Source organism: Sinorhizobium alkalisoli (assembly GCF_008932245.1).
Taxonomy (GTDB): Bacteria; Pseudomonadota; Alphaproteobacteria; order Rhizobiales; family Rhizobiaceae; genus Sinorhizobium; species Sinorhizobium alkalisoli.
This window is the reverse complement of record NZ_CP034909.1, coordinates 3,561,558-3,579,767: the sequence shown is the minus strand read 5'-3', so window position 1 is coordinate 3,579,767 and position 18,210 is coordinate 3,561,558. Positions and strand designations below refer to the sequence as shown.

Here is an 18,210-nt window from a genome sequence, read left to right as displayed (position 1 = left end):
ATTAAGGGGACCGGCTAATCAATCATCAGTTTGATACCTTTCCATCAGCCGGGATTACCGGCAAGTGCCGGCTCGCCGGCCATTCAAGAGGCTTTGACTGTGGCAAAACCGGAACTTGGAACAAAGCGTATCGACCCGGAAACCGGGCGCAAATTTTACGATCTGAACCGTGATCCGATCGTCTCCCCCTATACGGGCAAGTCCTATCCGCTGTCCTTCTTCGAGGAAAGCTCCGTCGCCAAGGTGCTCGAGAAGGAGGAGGAGGAAGACGTCACGGAAGTCGATGCAGAGAACACGGAAGTCGAACTCGTTTCGCTCGAGGATGCCGACGACGAGGCTGCGGGCGGCGACGACCTGCCGGATCTCGGCGATGACGACGTCGAGATCGACAGCGACGACGACGACAGCACGTTCCTTGAGACCGACGACGAGGACGATGATGACGACATGAGCGACATCATCGGCGTCTCCGACGACGACGAAGACGTCTGATCAAGCTCCAGCGATGCGGGCGGCTTCGCCCGCATGCCCTTGGCCTAAGGGTCTCAAAAGACGCGTGAAACCGCCCCGCCCGCCGGAACAGCCCGCGGTCGGGGTCAAAGCCGGGGGGACAGAGAAAATCGCACCGGCCTTCAATTTTCGGCTTGCCATCTGCAAAAAGCAGAAGTAATAAGCCGCCACTCGCCGGGCACGATGGCCCGACGATGTTCCCGGACCGGCACAGCCGGACCCTCGATGGGGCTATAGCTCAGCTGGGAGAGCGCTTGCATGGCATGCAAGAGGTCAGCGGTTCGATCCCGCTTAGCTCCACCAAATTTTTCCAAAGCGCGAAAAGACGTGGTTAAACAAAGACTTGCTTGCTAGCGAGCACTAGCTTAGTACCCACGTTAGTACCCAGCTTGCGTACCCATCATCGAAGCGGTCAGCCTTAAAGCCACGCAAGGGCCTTCATTGCTTTGAGTTGCGAAGGTGGAGGGGGGAAATGTTAACCTCCGTACGGCAAACTGGCTGGACGACATTTGATGCAATTGAAAATTAGCCTTGACATTGGAACAAAAAAAAGAGTGGCGCACCTTACGCGAATATGCGACTCTTCAATCGTTGATCCCGATTTGTTCTAAGATCGAGAGGAACTTATGCTCCCCGCCACAGCCACTATAGAAGCAGACGAGCTCGCAAGACTGGCTTTGAAGGCAGCCACGCAGCTTGATAAAATCGAGCGCCATAGGCCGGCTGACGTGCAGGTCATAGAAAGGTTTGTGGATGCCTTGGCTTCGCTTGCACACTATGAGTCAGGTGCGGCGAGTACGAGCGTTTCCCTCGGGCCGCTTGGATCTGAGATGTTAACTGCTGCGGTGCAAACGGCCACTAGCCATCGCGTAACCACAACGCAAATGTTGACGACTGAGATAGCGAAGATCGCCCAAGAACTGCGTCAATCCGCCAGCTCGGGAGCTACCGAAGACGGATTGAAGCCCTTGAAGTCCTTTAGCTTGTTCATCCATGACTTTATTCATAAGAACAAGATGCCTCAAGGTATGAACGAGCGTGGCGTCTTCGATTATGACTACAGTTTCTCTGGCTAAAGAATTTTCGGTACAAAGGCTTCAGGCTGCGGTTCAACTCGTCACTGGGCTCCTTGACACAGACTGGGCTTATCCAGACTCTGCAGGGGCCCTTCGTCTTATTCAGGTCGCTCTTCAAGAGCAGCTGAATGAAATACTAGATCTCGACGACGACACAGACGAGAAGATAATACGGCGCTACGGAATCGAGGCCCAAGCGACCGTGTCCGACCTGATGGGTTTCATCGGGTTCATCGTTCGTTCGTCGGACGTACGAAATAGTTTCGAGATTTATGCCCCAATAAAGGAAATCAGCTCAGCTTTGCTGGGAGACGACCTCAAGATCGTCGTTGGCTCTGAATGGAGCTACAATCCCTTTGTTTATCCGCTGCCTCCCTCAAGGCTAGAGAATTACATTTTTGTAGGACTACCCGCTTCAGAAGCGCAAAACGCTCTTCTCGTGCCCGTGGCAGGTCACGAACTTGGCCATGCGGTTTGGCGTCGAACCACCGTTCGCTCGAACCTTGTTTCCAAGATAGCAGCGGCCGTAATTGAAGAGTTCCGGAAACGCTGGTCTGACGTCAAGACGTTGTTCGCATCGGGAGTGACCCCCGAGACGATCGACACTGACTTGATGGCTCTGGAAGTTTGGGGAAGGAGCAATTCATTTGCTCAACGTCAATGTGAGGAGATTTTTTGCGATCTACTTGGCCTCTGGATCTTCGGTGATGCCTTTCTTGCAGCGTTCGAATACATACTTTCGCCAGACAGCGGACGCAGAACCTCTGAATATTACCCGCCGAACAAGGTCCGCGCTCGGCATTTAGCCCGCGCAGCTGCCGATTGGGATTTCACAAGCCGTGGCTCGCTTCCAGAGGCATTCAGTGAACCGGATGCTCCGCGGGACACAATAGCAGCCATCGCCCAAGACGTTACCCAAATGATGGTCCCTGACATCCAGCGTGTCGTAGAGAAGCTTTGTTCGGACTGTGGCCTCGTCCGACCTTCCGAGGAAGGCGTAAATCAGGCGACAGAAAGGCTCCGCAAGATCTCTCCAACCGGCAAACAAACACCCGCAGAAATTCTGGTCGCAGCATGGGCCATCAGGGATGACCTGGATCGTTGGAGCTTGCCGGGAGTGAAGCCGGAGCGGAAACTCCCCATCCTCAATGATCTGGTACTGAAGAGCTTTGAAGTTCACGAATGGATTAATTATGATGGGCAGCGAGCATGTTAAATTGCCAAGAACTTGCCGACCGGATGTTTGTGGCCGCTGCGGACTCTTCTCTAACAGTCATTCCATCGCCGGATGAAACACAGTTCCGCGCTGAGGCCGGAGCTTCAATCGATCTTCGGCTCGGACGATGGTTTAGAACGATGAAGCAGTCAAACCTGCACATTCTCGATCTAGCAAATTCCGAACACGATAGCCGGTTCACCAAAGAGCATTTCGTACCCTTTGGCCAGCCTTTCATACTTCATCCTGGGAAGTTTGTTCTCGGGATAACGCTTGAATGGCTTCATCTCCCAGGTGATTTAGCCGGATATGTTACGGGAAAGTCATCCTTGGGGCGGCGGGGGCTGATTATTGAGACGGCAGCCGGTGTTCAACCCGGCTTTGCCGGTTGTCTTACTTTAGAACTGGCTAACGTCGGCGAAATCCCGATTAGGCTTGTCGCCGGGATGAAAATTTGCCAACTCTTTCTTCATCAAGCGTCGAGCGGGAACCCTAACGCAACGAGCCAGTTCAAGGGCTCCCGCAAACCTGGACTAGGGACGACTAATTGATGATGTTAAGAAAGTTGCTCTCCCCAGAACTTGCATAGCTCGCTTCCGGCAGGAAGTACAATGCGCTTTACCATTAGTACAGCGACTATGGTCGCCACAACAGGGTCGGCGCCCAAGTACACCACCAGGGCAGCCGTCAGTCCGGTGGTCATTTGGGTTGGGTCCAAAGAGAGAACTTTGGTCAGTTTCGACCGTTGTTCTACATCAGCGACTTCGCTACCGCAAACAAGCTGATGGAGTTCGCGGCTCAGGCGGTGATAAATTCTTTGGCCTAGGTTGCGCAAATCTCCCCCGGCGAGCCCCAGCGTATCCGGATTGTCCGTTTTGTCGAGGCTGGCGGCTGCCGCTTTGCCAATTCGTTCCAGCAGTTCGTCATCTGCCAATTTATCAAGTTCATCGATCGTAGCCACCTGCTCCCCCAATGTCCTACCAACCAATCATGAGCTAACAGCTCTGGCTTCTATGATGCAACTGTTTCTTGTCGGCGTGATTGCCTTGGAGGACGCTACCAACGGCTGGTCGGGTTCGGCCAGGCTAATAACGCATGACTAAAAGACACCGATGGACGAGCTACACCCGAAGCAATCCGTCCTGCCACCGAGGCTCCAGCAAGAGGAGCCAAGGCGGATTGAAGACACAGTGCCGTGCCGCGGGACAGGGCTGCCGTTGGCACCCCGATCACTAAGCGCTGCTAAACCCTTTGAGATGCGTCTACCTTCTCAGGACGAGGACGACATTTCTGAACACGCACCGACCGCGTCTCGCTCTCGACGCAATCAAGGCCAGCCCATGTTCTGAGCATTCGATCACGCTGGAAGACGGGAGTGTGTCCATCCTTGTCGAGAGCCCTGCGGATGATGTGGACCTTCCCGCAGGGGTCGTGTCCGAGGTCGATCAGCTTCCGACATAACGGAGAGATCGGCCCCTTGGTGCTGCTGCGGCTTCGACGGGAGGTGAGATCGACCGTAAGGCCGCTTTCGACATGACGGGCGACGTAGGACCCGGTCAGTTTTATCGTGTACATGGCGGTGATGACCGCTGGGATCAATGCAGGGTACCTTTCCTGTTGATGATGATGATGATGATGATGGGTGAATTGGAGGAGACGACCCCAAACGCCGGAAAGCCGGGGCGACCAGCCATGGCAGATGGACCGCAGAGACCGACCGCAGCCTATGCCAAGCATTGCCAACGTCTGGGGGAGCACCTATCAGCAGTCGCCCTGGGCGAAGACCCAAGGCATGTCTGAGATCAGTCTTCGAACGTCAGTGGTTGGCTGTCTTCGGGGAAGGAGGCGATCAATGATCCTCCTCATTACGGGTCAAGCTCTGGTGAGAACGCTGGAATGCTTCCGCGTGGGTGCCACGGAGATCACCTGCGAGAGGGGAGCCATAGCCCAGCCCTGAGGCTGCACCGCAGGTGTAGACCGTGGTTCACTGCGGTTACGCTATGGTCATGGGGAGGAGATGGAATGATCCATCCCTCTTCTCTCAGGGAGCTTTGGTCAGGAATCCCAGTTCATCTAGGTGGATACCTTAGTTAACTATAGAGGAACCCGGGGTAGACCTACTGTTGCCCCAATTCGCTAGAGCGCTGTCGTCGGGTCTCCCGGCGCTCCTCGAAGTCTGCCCCGTTGATCTCGACAAGCTCCATGCGGTGGGCCTCGGGCGGCATATTCGAACGGGCAATCCGCTTGGCGCGGTACAATCGTTTCGAACGGAAGACGGACTGCCGTCCGCCGCTCAGGACTTCCTCCCCGTCGAAGTAGGTCACCGCGAAATATCGGACTGGTCGTGATTGCCTTGCTGATGATGGGGGCTGAACGCCAGAGGCGGGACGCGGGGCGACATTGCCATGTGCCATGGTGAATTCCTTTCGCGGTGTCGATGCGACGGTGGGGGCGCACGATCAAAATGAAAGTGCTCCTGTTGCCCCCATTCGACCCCGATTCATGATTCCGTAGCAGCCTCCTGAGCGTGTTCTGCGGTTCGAGCTGGGGCAGTAGCGGAAAGACGCTGAACCCTCTGAAACGCCTCCACGGAAGCGGAATACGGCCATCCCGCTATGACGGAGAGGAGGCCCGATCCAAGACCCTCGAAACCTGCGTCGGTGTCCACTTGCCGCCCCGGGGCCGAGGGGTGTGAAACGCCCCAGCCGCACCGCCTCCTGAGCGGTATGCCGGATCAGCCTCCGTTCGATCCCCGCGCCAACGCGTTAGCCTTCACCCGCTTCGAGAGACGGGACAGTGTGGAGCGGGAGCAACCCGTGGCGGCGATGATGCTGGCCCAGCTTTGACCGTTGGTGAGCATCGTCATGATGGACGCATTCCGTTCACCGTCTTCGGGCCTGCCCTTGTACATGCCTTCCGTCTTGGCCTTGGCAATGCCCTGCGCCTGTCGCCTCCTGCGATCCTCGTAGTCCTTCCTTGCAATCGCAGCCAGCATGTCCAGCATCATGCCGTTGATCGCGTCCAGCATCCGGCTTTGGATGTCGTCCTTATTTGCAGTCGCCATCATCCATGAAGTCGGAAGATCAAGAGCGACCACCTTCACCCGCCGTCCCTGTATCTCTGCCTTCAACCGCTCCCAGTCGGCAGCGTTCAACCGGCTTAGGCGGTCCACCTGTTCCACCAGCAGCACATCGCCGGGATGACAGTCAGACAGCAACCGGAACAGTTCAGGGCGGGCCAAAGAAGCGCCGCTCTCGTTCTCGATATAGGAGGCTGCGATCTTCAGACCGCGTTCTTCAGCGAAGCGGAACAGATCGTCCTTGGCGCGGCTGGCGTCTTGGTCTTTGGTGCTGGCTCGGAGATAGGCGCGGACATACATGGGAAACTACCTCGGTTCGTTATGGGTAGTTCTCTTATTATTGGTTCTCTATGGGTAGTCAAGAGGCATTTATCGAACCATCAACGGACTGGTTCTGCAGAGGCATACCCTATTGATCAGGCTGCCATTGCTTCTCAGCTCGAACCACAAGACACGGTCGCCTAAGTTCCGAGATGTCGTCGGAGAGGCCAGCGTGGATCAAAGCCGCACCCAACAAGCTGAAGCATTCCTCAGAACCCAAATAACTCAGCACTTTCGCTGAGCCCGTCAGAAGCCTGTAAGCCTCCACGGCTGCTTGCCTTGCATCCACGTCGTGACCAGAGGAGCAACCGCCCGACACGAATGCTTCAAATACAAGCATCTGTCCCGGCTCGGTCGGCGTATAGGTCCAATCCTGCCATGCCACCGCATTCGGCACCTCGGCGCAAAGGAAGTCGAGAAGGGAGGGGACGATTGCCATGGAGATCGTCGCGACCGTTGCTCCAGCAGACCCGCTCCACGGACGGTTCCCTTCCCCCGGTCTTTGCTGGAGGGCTCTCATCAAATCTCGCTTGGCGGGAACATACATCGGCGCCTCAAACCCGAGGACCATAGGGCCTTGCCTGAGGCAATGTGCGAAAGCCGTCTTCATCGCCTCCACGTCGGTTCCGCCGACATCCCAGTCGGGACCGTGAAGCCACCAACCAAGGTTGCCCTTGCTGGGCGACCCAATGTCCACAACCGCGCAATGCAAATCAGCGCCCTCAGTTCTCTTTGATAGATGCCTAACAGAGAGCTCCGTCAATGCAAGACGAGGGGGTACCCGGGGGGACGCGCCGGGTTGCCTGTAGTTTGATGGGTCGCTCAGAAATTTCTCCCCAACATTCTGGAGTGGAAGACCGAGTTCTGCCATGGTAAGGGCCGGGACGACACAGGAGATCGCGACGAGACGCTTCGTCGCCACCCATCTCTTTACCTCGTGTTCAGCAAGAATCAGCTAACGCGGCCCTCAAATAGATGGATGGAAGGCGAAAGCCATATGAGATGAGCAAGGGATATGACCCGAGGGCTGTAGCCAATCTGATGCTTGATGAAGCTGATCGGCTCGACATCAAGATCACCAACCTTGCGCTTCAGAAGCTCCTGTATTTCGCTCACGGGATTTACCTCATTCAAACCAAGACGCCGTTGGTATCAGGGTATTTTGAGGCATGGCAATACGGCCCAGTGCATCCAACCGCCTACCGCTCCTTCAAGGAGGCAGGTTCCGAATATATAAACTTTCGAGCCACTGGTCAGGACCCGCTGACGGGAAGGCCGAGAGAGCTTGGCCTACCCGATGATGCGCGGCTCACCGGATTGGTTCAGCAAGTGTTGAACTCTTACGGTCGAATGCCGTCGGGGAGGTTGGTAGACCTTTCACACGCCAAAGACTCGCCATGGTCGCATGTCGTGAACAAATCGCGCACAGAAGTTGCGTTTGGGCTCCGGATTCCGGATAATGTGATTGTGGAGCGATTCCGATTCCATAAGGTGTCGGTAGGCTTGCGACCGTTATCTGGAGAACCACATGACGATGCCCCTTTTGCCTGACACCGACTTGGCCCGCATTGCGCCGCTCTCGGACGAGCTGAAGCGCTCTGCACTAAGGCAGATGAAAGGTCGCTTCTCTACATTTTCCTACAAGCACGTCAGGGCTTGCTTCGGAGATGTCTTCAACCTCCAGATCGGAATGTTTGCCCCTGTGCAGCCCACTCCGTGGGACAAGATTTACGAGCGCTTGCTTAGGACCTGCGTCCCTCTAACCACGCCCAGTACACGGAAAGGCGGCTGATGTATTTGTTCAGCGTTGCGGGGTCGCTCTTGCCGACCAAGCCGGGAAGGTCGTCACAGAACCGGACGGCCTCGCGCTTCGACATCGCTTGGAGGTACGGAGGAACGCCAGTCTTCTCGCACCATTCCTTGAGGAACTTGAAGGCCCTTCTGTCGTCTGCTGCGGTTCGCGCCTTCACGTGCGACATGGACATGTACTTCTCATGGTGGAAATCGAGGGGCGTTCGTTTCCCCTTTGCAATCGCAAGAAACTCCATCGCAAGGGCGTCGCGCTTCGGTTCGTAGACCGGGTGGCCCTGCTCGTCGGCCTCGATAGGATCACCCGCCAGAGCCTCGGCGTAGTCCTCAATCGCATCGTCAACTCTCTCCCTCTGCTCGGTGCCGAACGCCACCAGTCGTCGCAGAGAGAGCCGCCGCGCTTCCTCCATGGCTTTCACTCGGGCATTGGCAAGGGCAGCCTCCTTCGACATGTCGGGACGTTCGGCCTGTTCTATGACGGCCTTGAGTTCAGCCACGATATCCCACTTCAACCGGTTGGCTTCGCGAAGGCTGTCGGTACCCAGAGGACGCTTGAGTTTTGTCCCGAGCTTCCTTTGCAGCTTCCTCGGCACGTTCACGACAACCCGCCATTTGCTGCCGTGTACTTCAAGGTATTTGGTGTCGGCTGACGATGGCGCTGGCATGAAACCTCCGGCTGAGTACCCAAGAAAGTACCCTGCCTTAGTCCCAGCAGTCGTTGAATTTCAACAACAATTTGAAACAGCTCACGAAAAAGATGGCGAGGGTTGTAGCCCGCTTAGCTCCACCAAACTCTCTCCCGAGGCGCCTTAACCAACCTGCACCGAGTGCGTGAGACCGGCTGCGGATGTCCTGTGAGGAGCGGACCGCAGAGCCATGCTCGTGCATCGGTCGAGGTTTGCGACCCCGCTGGCGGCCGACAGACGGGCCACTCAGGGCGTTTTCGATCAATATTGGTGCAGGTTGATATATCTCCAGCGCCCGAGCGGACTGCCATCACTCCGTCACAACCGTTGTCGGCTTGCCTTGTTCGCCGATAAAAACCACTAGAATCTTGGTCGGCATGTCGGACGCGTTGAAGGCCTGGTGCTTGCGGTTCTGCGTTTCGATGAATGCCTCACCCGCCTTGTAGCGATGCGGCTCCTTGCCTTCCGTTCTCAATTCCACCTCGCCTTCCATGATATAGACGTACACGGGTACGGGATGTTCGTGCAGGGCGGTCCGTCCGTTCTTTGTCAGCGTACCGATAACGGAGATCACCTCGGGATTTCCGGTGGGGTAGACGATCGGATCATCATCTCTGCTCAGGCCCGTCTTGATCAGCGGCTGCGTCTCGAAGCCCTGCGGCAACGGATCGTCTTGAGCAACCGCAGCCGTGACGCCCAGCACAACGAGACATGTTGAAAATGCGCAAGATCGTTTCATCGGTTTCCCTCCCTGTGGCACCATCGTCATATTAAGACACGCGGGCGGCATGGGGCAGACACCAAGGTAACTGCATGCCGGGTGACAATTCGTTCTCCGGTCGATTTTCCGGAATTTTAACCATCCGCCCCCGAAGAACGGCTTTATGTTCCTCGCTTCGAAAATCTTCTGGCTCGTCGCCCAGCCGCTTTCCTTCGCCTTCTTCAGCCTGCTGATCGGCCTGCTGCTGACCTTCGCCCGTCTTCGGCGAACCAGCGGCGCCTTGAGCGTGCTCGGGCTTCTCGTGCTGTTCTTGACCCTGTTCACGAGCACGGGCTCCTATTTCTTGCAGATCCTGGAGGACCGGTTTCCCCGCCCCTCGCCGCCGCGGGAACTCTCCTGCATCATCGTGCTTGGCGGGGCCTTCGAGAACGAGGTGATGGCGGGACGCGGCGGCCTGGAGTTCAACCAGGCGGGCGATCGCTTCGTCGAGACGGTCAGGCTCGCCAGGACCTATCCGGCGGCACGCGTTCTGGTCTCAGGCGGCGACGGATCGTTCAGCGGGACTTATGAGGGCGATGCGAGGGCGTCGGAAGCCTTCTTTGCGGCTTTCGGCATCCGGCCGGAGCGTCTGATCCGCGAGGAAGAATCGCGCACGACCTTCGAGAACGCGGCGAACACGAAGGACCTGCTCGCCGCCCATCGGCTTGAGAACTGCGCGCTCGTCACCTCCGCCTTCCACATGCCCCGTTCGGTCGGCCTGTTCCGCAGGCTCGGGGTAGATGTCATGCCCTGGCCGACGGACTACCGCACCAGCGGCAAGGTTCGGCTCGGCTTTGATTTCACCCAGCCCTCGCTCAATGCCCAATTGACGACCACCGCGGCGCGCGAATGGATCGGCCTGATCGGCTACTACTTGACCGGCCGAACGCCGACGGTCCTGCCGGATTCGGGTTGATGGCAGCCATTGACGAGAGGAGGCAAGCTGCGCCAGCCTGCAACTCACCCACCATGACGCGGGGAGCCCGATGCCGATTCTTGAATTTCTCGACTATGCCGGAGTCGCCGTCTTTGCGGCGACCGGCGCACTGTCGGCTTCGCGCAAGCAGCTCGACATCATAGGCTATATCTTCCTGGCTTCGGTGACCGGCATCGGCGGCGGTACGATGCGCGACGTCGTCCTTGGCGCCACTCCCGTGTTCTGGGCGGTCAACCCGGCCTATCTCGTCGTCTGCGCCGTGGTCGGCCTTCTCGTCTTCTTCGGGGCCCACCGTCTGGAGTCGCGCTACCGGATGCTCGTCTGGCTCGATGCGATCGGCCTTTCGGCCTATTGCGTCATGGGCGCGGCAAAGGGGCTCGCGGCCACCGGTTCGCCGATCGTCGCGCTGGTGACCGGCATGCTGACGGCAACCTTCGGCGGGATCCTGCGTGATCTCCTCGCCGGCGAGCCTTCGGTGCTGCTCCGGCCAGAGATCTACGTCACCGCGGCGCTCGTCGGTGCCGGCGGTTTCGTGCTGGCGACGATCGCCGGACTGCCTCTCGCGGCAAGCTCGGCGCTCGGCGTGGCCGCCGCCTTTGCCGTGCGCGGCGGGGCGCTTCGATACGGCTGGACGCTGCCGACCGGCAAGGCGGGGCCGGGCCGCGACCCGAACGAGGTGATGTGATAATGAAAGGTCAGCCGCTCAGCAGCGGGATTTGCGGCGCAGGCGGATCACCACATCGACATGGGAGATTTCCATGCCTTCCGGCGCCTCGGGCAGATTGTCGATCTGGATGTTGCTCACCGGAATGTCGAGGACCTCGTTCTCGCCTTCGACGAAGAAATGGTGGTGGTCCGAGACATTGGTATCGAAATAGGTCTTCGCGCTCTCGACGGCGAGAACGCGGATCATTCCCGCCTCGGTGAACTGGTGCAGGGTGTTGTAGACGGTCGCGAGCGATACCGGGACGCCGGCGACGACCGCCTCCTCATGCAGTTCCTCCACCGTCAGGTGGCGGTCGCCCTTGGCGAAGATGAGATCGGCAAGCGCCACGCGCTGGCGCGTCGGACGCAAGCCCGATTTGCGCAGCCTCTCCTGCGAGGATATCTCCATTGCTTTCGTCATACGGCAACCGTTCCGATATTCCTGCTTGAGGACCATGGACCATCAGCTTGCGATATAACTTCTAGCGCCGTTGCTTTCAATAGATTCTAGGCCGGAAGTAGCGCGCAAAGGCCTGAAAATCGGGCCAAAGCGGGGGAAGGCTGGCATTTAACTCTGGCCGTGGCCACATTCATACTGTAAGCGACGGCGGAACGATATCGCCACAGGGAGCGAAATGGAGGACAATGCCAAGGCGGTTTTCCAAACCGCAATGTCGCTCTACTTGAAAGAACGTGACAAACTGCAGTCACCGACGGGCTGCGCTTCAATTCGGGCCGCGCTTGCTCTAAAGCAGGCAGACAACACTTGAGACACGCGGGGAAACAACCTTTCATGACCACCAGACAATCCAGCTTCAGCTATGAGGAAATCCTGACCTGCGGCCGAGGCGAAATGTTTGGCCCCGGCAATGCACAGCTGCCGCTGCCGCCGATGCTGATGTTCAACCGCATCACCGATATTTCGGAGACCGGCGGTCCGCACGACAAGGGCTATGTGCGTGCCGAGTTCGACATCACGCCGGATCTGTGGTTCTTCCCCTGCCATTTCATGGGCGATCCCGTTATGCCGGGCTGCCTCGGCCTCGATGCCATGTGGCAATTGACCGGCTTCTTTCTCGGCTGGCTCGGCGAGCTCGGCAAGGGCCGTGCCATCTCCACCGGCGAGGTGAAGTTCACCGGCATGGTGACGCCGAAGACCAAGCTGGTCGAATACGGCATCGACTTCAAGCGCGTGATGCGCGGCCGGCTGGTGCTCGGCATCGCCGATGGCTGGATGAAGGCCGACAGCGAAGTGATCTACAGGGCTACCGACCTCAGGGTCGGCCTTTTCCAGGAAAAGGCCGATTGAACTGCGGGCCCTGACCCGCACGGATCCAACCGAAGAAAAGGTCATCAATTATGAGACGGGTTGTTGTAACGGGCCTCGGCATCGTTTCCTCGATCGGTAACAATGCAGACGAAGTCACCGCGTCGCTGCGCGAGGCGAAGTCGGGCATCACGTTTTCTCCGGATTTCGCCGAACACGGTTTCAAATGCCAGGTCTGGGGTCGGCCGACGCTCGATCCAACCGACCTCGTCGACCGGCGCGCCATGCGCTTCCTGTCGCAGGCCGGCGCCTGGAACCATGTGGCGATGAAGCAGGCGATCGCGGATGCCGGCCTGGAAGCTGCCGACATTACCGATGAGCGCACCGGCATCATCATGGGCTCGGGCGGCGCCTCGACGCGCACCATCGTCGAAGCGGCCGAGATCACCCGCAAGAACGGGAGCCCCAAGCGCATCGGCCCCTTCGCCGTGCCGAAGGCCATGTCCTCGACGGCCTCCGCGACGCTTGCGACCTGGTTCCAGATCCATGGCGTCAACTACTCGATCTCATCGGCCTGCTCGACCTCGGCGCATTGCATCGGCAATGCGGCGGAGATGATCCAGTGGGGCAAGCAGGACGTGATGTTCGCGGGCGGCCATGAAGACCTCGACTGGACCATGTCCAACCTCTTCGACGCGATGGGCGCGATGTCCTCGAACTTCAACGACACGCCGGCAAGCGCCTCGCGCGCCTATGACGCCGACCGCGACGGTTTTGTCATTGCCGGCGGCGCAGGGGTGGTGGTACTCGAGGAACTGGAGCGGGCAAAGGCTCGCGGCGCCAAGATCTATGGTGAACTCGTCGGCTACGGCGCGACCTCCGACGGCTACGACATGGTCGCCCCCTCCGGCGAAGGCGCCGTGCGCTGCATGCGCCAGGCGCTCGCGACCGTGAAGGGCGAGGTCGATTACATCAACACCCACGGCACGTCGACGCCGGTCGGCGACCAGAAGGAAATCGGCGCCATCCGCGAGGTTTTCGGCGACAGAATTCCGCACATCCAATCGACCAAGTCGCTCACCGGCCACTCGCTCGGTGCGGCCGGCGTACAGGAATCGATCTACGGTCTGCTGATGATGCAGGCCGGCTTCATCGGCGAAAGCGCCCATATCCGCGAACTGGACCCGGAATTCGAAGGCGTGCCGATCGTGCGTGAGCGGATCGACAATGCCAAGATCGACACGGTTCTTTCGAACTCCTTCGGCTTCGGCGGCACGAACGCAACGCTCGTGTTCCAGCGCTACAACGGATAACAGCATGAACGGACTGATGAACGGAAAGCGCGGCCTCATCATGGGTGTGGCCAACAATCATTCCATTGCCTGGGGGATTGCGAAAACGCTGGCAGCGCAGGGTGCGGAACTGGCCTTCACCTATCAGGGCGAGGCGCTCGGCAAACGCGTGAAGCCGCTGGCGGCCGAACTCGACTCCGACTTCCTGCTGCCCTGCGACGTCGAGGACATCGCCACGGTCGATGCCGCCATCGCCGCGATCAAGGAGCGCTGGGGCAAGCTGGACTTCATCGTCCATGCCATCGGCTTCTCCGACAAGAGCGAGCTCAAGGGACTCTATGCGGACACGACCCGGGAAAATTTCAGCCGCACCATGGTGATCTCCTGCTTCTCCTTCACGGAGATCGCCAGGCGTGCCGCCGATCTGATGAGCGCGGGCGGCACCATGCTGACGCTAACCTATGGCGGCTCGGTGCGGGTCATGCCGAACTACAATGTGATGGGCGTCGCCAAGGCTGCACTCGAGGCCTCGGTGCGCTATCTCGCCGCCGATTACGGCGTCCGCGGCATCCGCGTCAACGCAATCTCCGCCGGCCCGATCCGCACGCTCGCCGGCGCCGGCATCTCCGACGCGCGCGCCATGCTTTCCTGGCAACAGAAGAACTCGCCGCTGCGCCGCACCGTCACGATCGACGACGTCGGCAGCTCGGCGCTCTACCTTCTCTCGGACCTCTCCCGCGGCGTGACCGGCGAGATCCATTACGTGGATTCGGGCTACAACATCACCTCCATGCCGACGCTGGACACGCTCAGGATCGCCGACGCGGAGTGACACCGCCGGGCGAGATTCGCACCAGCGGCTCACAATGGGCGGATGGAGGGCGAGCCGAAAAGCCGCTCAGCGCTTCGCCCAGAGCACCTTGAAGCGCGCATTGCGGCAGGTTTCGCCGCTTTCCCTGAAACCTTCCGACAGGACCTGTTCGTAGGGCAGGCCGCGATTGGCGACCAGCAGCAGGCGGCCGCCCTGCTTCAGGGCCTTGGCGGCGGCCCCGATCATGGCCGCGCCAAGCGCCGGTTCCGCCGCATGCCCTTCGTGGAAGGGTGGGTTCATGACGATCAGGTCGTACTTGTCGCGCGTCTCCTCGGCCGTCAGGTCGTGCCAGTAGAAGCGCGCCGGGGTCGAGGGCGCGTTCGCCGTCATATTGGCCCGTGCGGCCTCCAGCGCCTCGTAATCCGCTTCGAAGAGATCAATGCCCTTGAGACCCGGGGACGCCTCGGCGAGCTTGACCGAAAGATAGCCCCAGCCGGCTCCGAAATCCGCCGCATGTCCGGTGAAATCGCGCGGCAAGCGCGACGCGAGCAACTCCGAGCCGGCATCGACGCGGTCATGCGAGAACATGCCGGGCGCGGCCTCGAACAGGCTTTCGATGTGCACCGGCGCTTTCGTGAGCCTGGAGACGGCTTCTGAAACGTCCTCGGGGCGCGTGAACCAGAAGGCGACGCCATGGTATTTCGGCATGGAATCGCCATCCCAGCCTAACTTGCCGATCTTCTTGCGCAGCGGCTGGATGCCATCCTCCTTGCCGCCGGCGACGACCACCAACGCGCCGGCGCGGGTGCGCTTCAGCGCCTCGGCGATCCTGTTCTCGTTCTCGCCTTTGTGCTTGCCGCAGAGCACCAGCGCCAGGTCGTAGTCCTCACCCGCGGCGACGGGCGCAACGTCGATGCGGGCGGCCGCCAAGGCGCGATAGAGGGGCCGCAGCGGCTGCACGGCGGCGATCGATCCGGCGAAGCCTTCCGGCAGTCGGTAACCGGCCTCGGCGCCGAGGAACAGAACGCGCTCGTCTTCGCCCGGCGGGTCGATGATGCCTGTGTCGAAGGGATGGAAGAGGGTTTTCAGCGCGTCACGGCTCATGGGGGTGGATTCCGGTTTCAAGGTCAGCGGAGGAACCCCTCCCCACAAGGGGGAGGGGCTTACCTGTCGCACCGCCTCTCCATTCCTCAACGGCTCCCCGATTTCGGAGGTGCAGATGGCGGCAGGCGGGTGCAGCACTGAGTCCCTCCCCCTATGTGGGGAGGGGTTGGGGAGGGGTCTCATAACGGCGGAAACGGGCGTGGCCCCGCACTTGCGCACGGAGCCACGCTCGCATTCTTGCGGCAATGCCGGCTTATTCGGCCGCTTCGCCACCATCCTTCTTCTCGGCGACGATCTCCTTGCCAGTCGTTTGGTCGACGACCTTCATGGAGAGGCGGACCTTGCCGCGCTCGTCGAAGCCCATCAGCTTGACCCAGACCTTGTCGCCTTCCTTGACGACGTCGGTCGTCTTGGCGACGCGCTCGGAGGCGAGCTGAGAGATGTGGACGAGGCCGTCGCGGGCGCCGAAGAAATTGACGAAGGCGCCGAAGTCGGCGGTCTTCACGACCGTGCCCTCGTAGACCTGGCCGACTTCCGGCTCGGCAACGATCGAGTGGATCCACTTGCGGGCGGCCTCGATCTCCTTCGAAGAGGCCGAGGCGATCTTGACCGTGCCGTCGTCCTCGATGTTGATCTTGGCGCCGGTCTTCTCGACGATCTCGCGGATGACCTTGCCGCCGGATCCGATGACTTCGCGGATCTTGTCGACCGGGATGTTCATGACTTCGATGCGCGGCGCGAACTCACCGAGCTGACCGCGACTTTCGGAGATCGCCTTGGCCATTTCGCCGAGGATGTGAACGCGACCGGACTTCGCCTGGTCGAGCGCGACCTTCATGATCTCCTCGGTAATCCCGGCGATCTTGATGTCCATCTGCAGCGAGGTGATGCCAGATTCGGTGCCCGCGACCTTGAAGTCCATGTCGCCGAGATGATCCTCGTCGCCGAGGATGTCCGAGAGAACGGCGAAACGCTCGTCTTCCTTGATCAGGCCCATGGCAATGCCGGCAACGGGCTTGGCGAGCGGCACGCCGGCATCCATCAGCGCCAGCGAGGTGCCGCAGACGGTCGCCATCGAGGACGAGCCGTTCGATTCGGTGATCTCGGAGACGACGCGCAGCGTGTAGGGGAATTGCTCAGCCGTCGGCAGCATCGGGTGGATGGCGCGCCAGGCGAGCTTGCCGTGACCGATCTCGCGGCGGCCCGGAGAGCCGAGGCGCCCCGTTTCGCCGACCGAGAAGGGCGGGAAGTTGTAATGCAGCATGAAGTTTTCCTTGTACATGCCGGTCAAGGAATCCACATACTGCTCGTCTTCACCGGTACCGAGCGTGGCAACCACGATTGCCTGCGTCTCTCCGCGGGTGAAGAGTGCGGAGCCGTGGGTGCGCGGCAGGAGCCCGACTTCGGCGACGATCGGGCGAACGGTTACGAGATCGCGGCCGTCGATGCGGCTCTGCGTATCGAGGATGTTCCAACGGACGATCTTGGCTTGCAGGTGCTTGAACACCTGAGCGATCTCTTCCGCGGTATGGCCGGGGTTTTCGACGCCCTCCGGCAGGAAATGTTCCTTTACCTTCGCCTTGACGGCATCGACGGCGGCGTAGCGCGCAGTCTTCTCGGTAATCTTGTAGGCGTTGCGCAGTTCGGCCTCGGCAAGTTCGAGCATGGCGTTTTCGAGCGCGGAATGGTCTTCCGGATCGAATTCGCGCGGCTCCTTGGCGGCGACTTCGGCAAGCTTGACGATCGCGTCGATCACCGGCTGGAAGCCCTTGTGGCCAAACATGACGGCGCCGAGCATCACGTCCTCGGGCAGTTCCTTCGCTTCCGACTCGACCATCAGCACGGCGTCCTGGGTGCCGGCGACGATGAGGTCGAGCGTGGACTCGTCCATCTCGTCGAGATGCGGGTTCAGGACGTATTCGCCGTTGATGTAACCGACGCGGGCGCCGCCGACCGGGCCCATGAAGGGAACGCCGGAAAGCGTCAGCGCAGCGGAGGCGGCGACCATCGACACGACGTCCGGATTGTTCTCCAGGTCATGCTGCATGACGGTGATGATGACCTGCGTGTCGTTCTTGTAGCCTTCGGGGAAAAGCGGGCGGATCGGACGGTCGATCAGGCGCGAAACAAGCGTCTCGTTCTCCGACGGGCGGCCTTCGCGCTTGAAGTAACCGCCGGGGATCTTGCCGGCGGCATAGGTCTTTTCCTGATAGTTGACGGTCAGGGGAAAGAAATCCTGGCCGGGCTTCGGCGCCTTGGCCGAAACGACGGTGGCAAGCACGACGGTTTCGCCGTAGGTGGCGAGAACGGCACCGTCGGCCTGGCGGGCGATCTTGCCGGTTTCGAGCTTGAGCGGACGCCCAGCCCATTCGATTTCTACCTTGTGGGTCTCGAACATGTTCTGTCCTTCGTGTGCGGGAGAGCGTCCGCGGCCACTGCGGCGCGGGCGATCTCAATGCCGCTTATGGCGCATCACGGGCAAGACAACGGGAGGCTTCTGATAAGACCGGCCGCTCGCCGCCTGCTGCGCACCCGCAGGGAAGCGCCTCGGCAAGCAGGCGCGGAAGCATCCTGCAATCCTGCCCCATGACGGGCCATCGGTTGATCCGCGATACCGGCCCATCCGGTTCGCTGGAC

Annotated in this window: 19 protein-coding genes and 1 tRNA gene; 12 read left to right on the top strand and 8 right to left on the bottom strand. The window is 59.9% G+C overall.

Going from position 1 to position 18,210, the window contains the following annotated elements; translation table 11 throughout:
- Positions 1–99: 99 nt before the first annotated feature.
- The 5 genes from EKH55_RS17025 (at position 100) to dcd (ending at position 3,353) form a co-directional block, all read left to right on the top strand.
- A complete protein-coding gene (locus EKH55_RS17025; RefSeq protein WP_069460030.1) occupies positions 100–492 on the top strand; it encodes a TIGR02300 family protein in 393 nt (130 codons plus the stop codon).
- Positions 493–737: 245 nt separating this feature from the next.
- Positions 738–813, top strand: a tRNA-Ala gene (locus EKH55_RS17020).
- A gap of 323 nt (positions 814–1,136) precedes the next feature.
- A complete protein-coding gene (locus EKH55_RS17015) occupies positions 1,137–1,586 on the top strand; it encodes a hypothetical protein (protein ID WP_151611882.1) in 450 nt (149 codons plus the stop codon).
- Positions 1,564–2,802: a hypothetical protein gene (locus EKH55_RS17010; RefSeq protein WP_151611881.1), complete on the top strand. Its 1,239-nt coding sequence runs from the start codon at positions 1,564–1,566 to the stop codon at positions 2,800–2,802. The genes EKH55_RS17015 and EKH55_RS17010 overlap by 23 nt, the downstream gene beginning before the upstream one ends.
- On the top strand, positions 2,796–3,353 hold the full coding sequence (dcd, locus tag EKH55_RS17005; RefSeq protein ID WP_210249905.1) for a dCTP deaminase: 558 nt from the start codon (positions 2,796–2,798) through the stop codon (positions 3,351–3,353). The genes EKH55_RS17010 and dcd overlap by 7 nt, the downstream gene beginning before the upstream one ends.
- Before the next feature lie 5 nt (positions 3,354–3,358).
- Here dcd and EKH55_RS17000 read toward each other — a convergent pair whose 3' ends face one another.
- From EKH55_RS17000 to EKH55_RS16985, 3 genes are all read right to left on the bottom strand, one after another.
- On the bottom strand, positions 3,359–3,763 hold the full coding sequence (locus EKH55_RS17000; RefSeq protein WP_151611880.1) for a hypothetical protein: 405 nt from the start codon (positions 3,761–3,763) through the stop codon (positions 3,359–3,361).
- 1,773 nt (positions 3,764–5,536) lie between these two features.
- The gene (locus tag EKH55_RS16990; protein ID WP_151611878.1) at positions 5,537–6,181 is read right to left on the bottom strand and encodes a recombinase family protein; all 645 of its coding nucleotides are present in this window, start codon (positions 6,179–6,181) and stop codon (positions 5,537–5,539) included.
- 109 nt (positions 6,182–6,290) lie between these two features.
- Positions 6,291–6,812: a hypothetical protein gene (locus EKH55_RS16985; RefSeq protein ID WP_151611877.1), complete on the bottom strand. Its 522-nt coding sequence runs from the start codon at positions 6,810–6,812 to the stop codon at positions 6,291–6,293.
- Positions 6,813–7,204: 392 nt separating this feature from the next.
- On the opposite strand from EKH55_RS16985, the gene socA reads away from it, so the two are divergent.
- Positions 7,205–7,753, top strand: a complete 549-nt coding sequence (socA, locus tag EKH55_RS16980) for a type VI toxin-antitoxin system SocA family antitoxin (RefSeq protein ID WP_151611876.1) — start codon at positions 7,205–7,207, stop codon at positions 7,751–7,753.
- The gene (locus EKH55_RS30435) at positions 7,731–7,994 is read left to right on the top strand and encodes a hypothetical protein (protein ID WP_151611875.1); all 264 of its coding nucleotides are present in this window, start codon (positions 7,731–7,733) and stop codon (positions 7,992–7,994) included. The genes socA and EKH55_RS30435 overlap by 23 nt, the downstream gene beginning before the upstream one ends.
- Here the strand turns inward: EKH55_RS30435 and EKH55_RS16970 are convergent.
- Both EKH55_RS16970 and EKH55_RS16965 read right to left on the bottom strand, forming a co-directional pair.
- The gene (locus tag EKH55_RS16970) at positions 7,945–8,676 is read right to left on the bottom strand and encodes a DUF6538 domain-containing protein (protein ID WP_151611874.1); all 732 of its coding nucleotides are present in this window, start codon (positions 8,674–8,676) and stop codon (positions 7,945–7,947) included. The genes EKH55_RS30435 and EKH55_RS16970 overlap by 50 nt on opposite strands.
- Positions 8,677–9,007: 331 nt before the next feature.
- Positions 9,008–9,400 (bottom strand): cupin domain-containing protein, encoded by a 393-nt coding sequence (locus tag EKH55_RS16965; protein ID WP_192803727.1) that lies wholly within the window; start codon positions 9,398–9,400, stop codon positions 9,008–9,010.
- 181 nt (positions 9,401–9,581) lie between these two features.
- Between EKH55_RS16965 and EKH55_RS16960 the strand changes: the two genes are divergently transcribed.
- Together EKH55_RS16960 and EKH55_RS16955 are read left to right on the top strand one after the other, a co-directional pair.
- Positions 9,582–10,373 carry a YdcF family protein gene (locus tag EKH55_RS16960; protein WP_069459857.1) on the top strand — a complete coding sequence of 264 codons (792 nt, stop codon included), beginning with the start codon at positions 9,582–9,584 and terminating at the stop codon, positions 10,371–10,373.
- Between the two features lie 70 nt (positions 10,374–10,443).
- On the top strand, positions 10,444–11,079 hold the full coding sequence (locus tag EKH55_RS16955; protein ID WP_069459858.1) for a trimeric intracellular cation channel family protein: 636 nt from the start codon (positions 10,444–10,446) through the stop codon (positions 11,077–11,079).
- 18 nt (positions 11,080–11,097) lie between these two features.
- Here the strand turns inward: EKH55_RS16955 and irrA are convergent, their stop codons facing one another.
- Positions 11,098–11,520 (bottom strand): iron response transcriptional regulator IrrA, encoded by a 423-nt coding sequence (gene irrA, locus EKH55_RS16950; protein ID WP_069460031.1) that lies wholly within the window; start codon positions 11,518–11,520, stop codon positions 11,098–11,100.
- 372 nt (positions 11,521–11,892) lie between these two features.
- Here irrA and fabA point away from each other — a divergent pair, with 372 nt between their 5' ends.
- The 3 genes from fabA to fabI are packed head-to-tail and all read left to right on the top strand — an operon-like array spanning position 11,893 to position 14,490.
- Positions 11,893–12,408: a 3-hydroxyacyl-[acyl-carrier-protein] dehydratase FabA gene (fabA, locus tag EKH55_RS16945; RefSeq protein WP_069459859.1), complete on the top strand. Its 516-nt coding sequence runs from the start codon at positions 11,893–11,895 to the stop codon at positions 12,406–12,408.
- 50 nt (positions 12,409–12,458) lie between these two features.
- Positions 12,459–13,679, top strand: a complete 1,221-nt coding sequence (fabB, locus tag EKH55_RS16940) for a beta-ketoacyl-ACP synthase I (RefSeq protein WP_151611872.1) — start codon at positions 12,459–12,461, stop codon at positions 13,677–13,679.
- Positions 13,680–13,683: 4 nt separating this feature from the next.
- Positions 13,684–14,490: an enoyl-ACP reductase FabI gene (fabI, locus tag EKH55_RS16935; protein WP_069459861.1), complete on the top strand. Its 807-nt coding sequence runs from the start codon at positions 13,684–13,686 to the stop codon at positions 14,488–14,490.
- A 66-nt stretch (positions 14,491–14,556) separates the two neighbouring features.
- On the opposite strand, the gene EKH55_RS16930 is transcribed toward fabI, so the two are convergent.
- On the bottom strand, positions 14,557–15,573 hold the full coding sequence (locus EKH55_RS16930; RefSeq protein WP_069459862.1) for a class I SAM-dependent methyltransferase: 1,017 nt from the start codon (positions 15,571–15,573) through the stop codon (positions 14,557–14,559).
- A gap of 253 nt (positions 15,574–15,826) precedes the next feature.
- A complete protein-coding gene (gene pnp, locus EKH55_RS16925) occupies positions 15,827–17,971 on the bottom strand; it encodes a polyribonucleotide nucleotidyltransferase (RefSeq protein ID WP_069459863.1) in 2,145 nt (714 codons plus the stop codon).
- Positions 17,972–18,210: the final 239 nt, after the last annotated feature.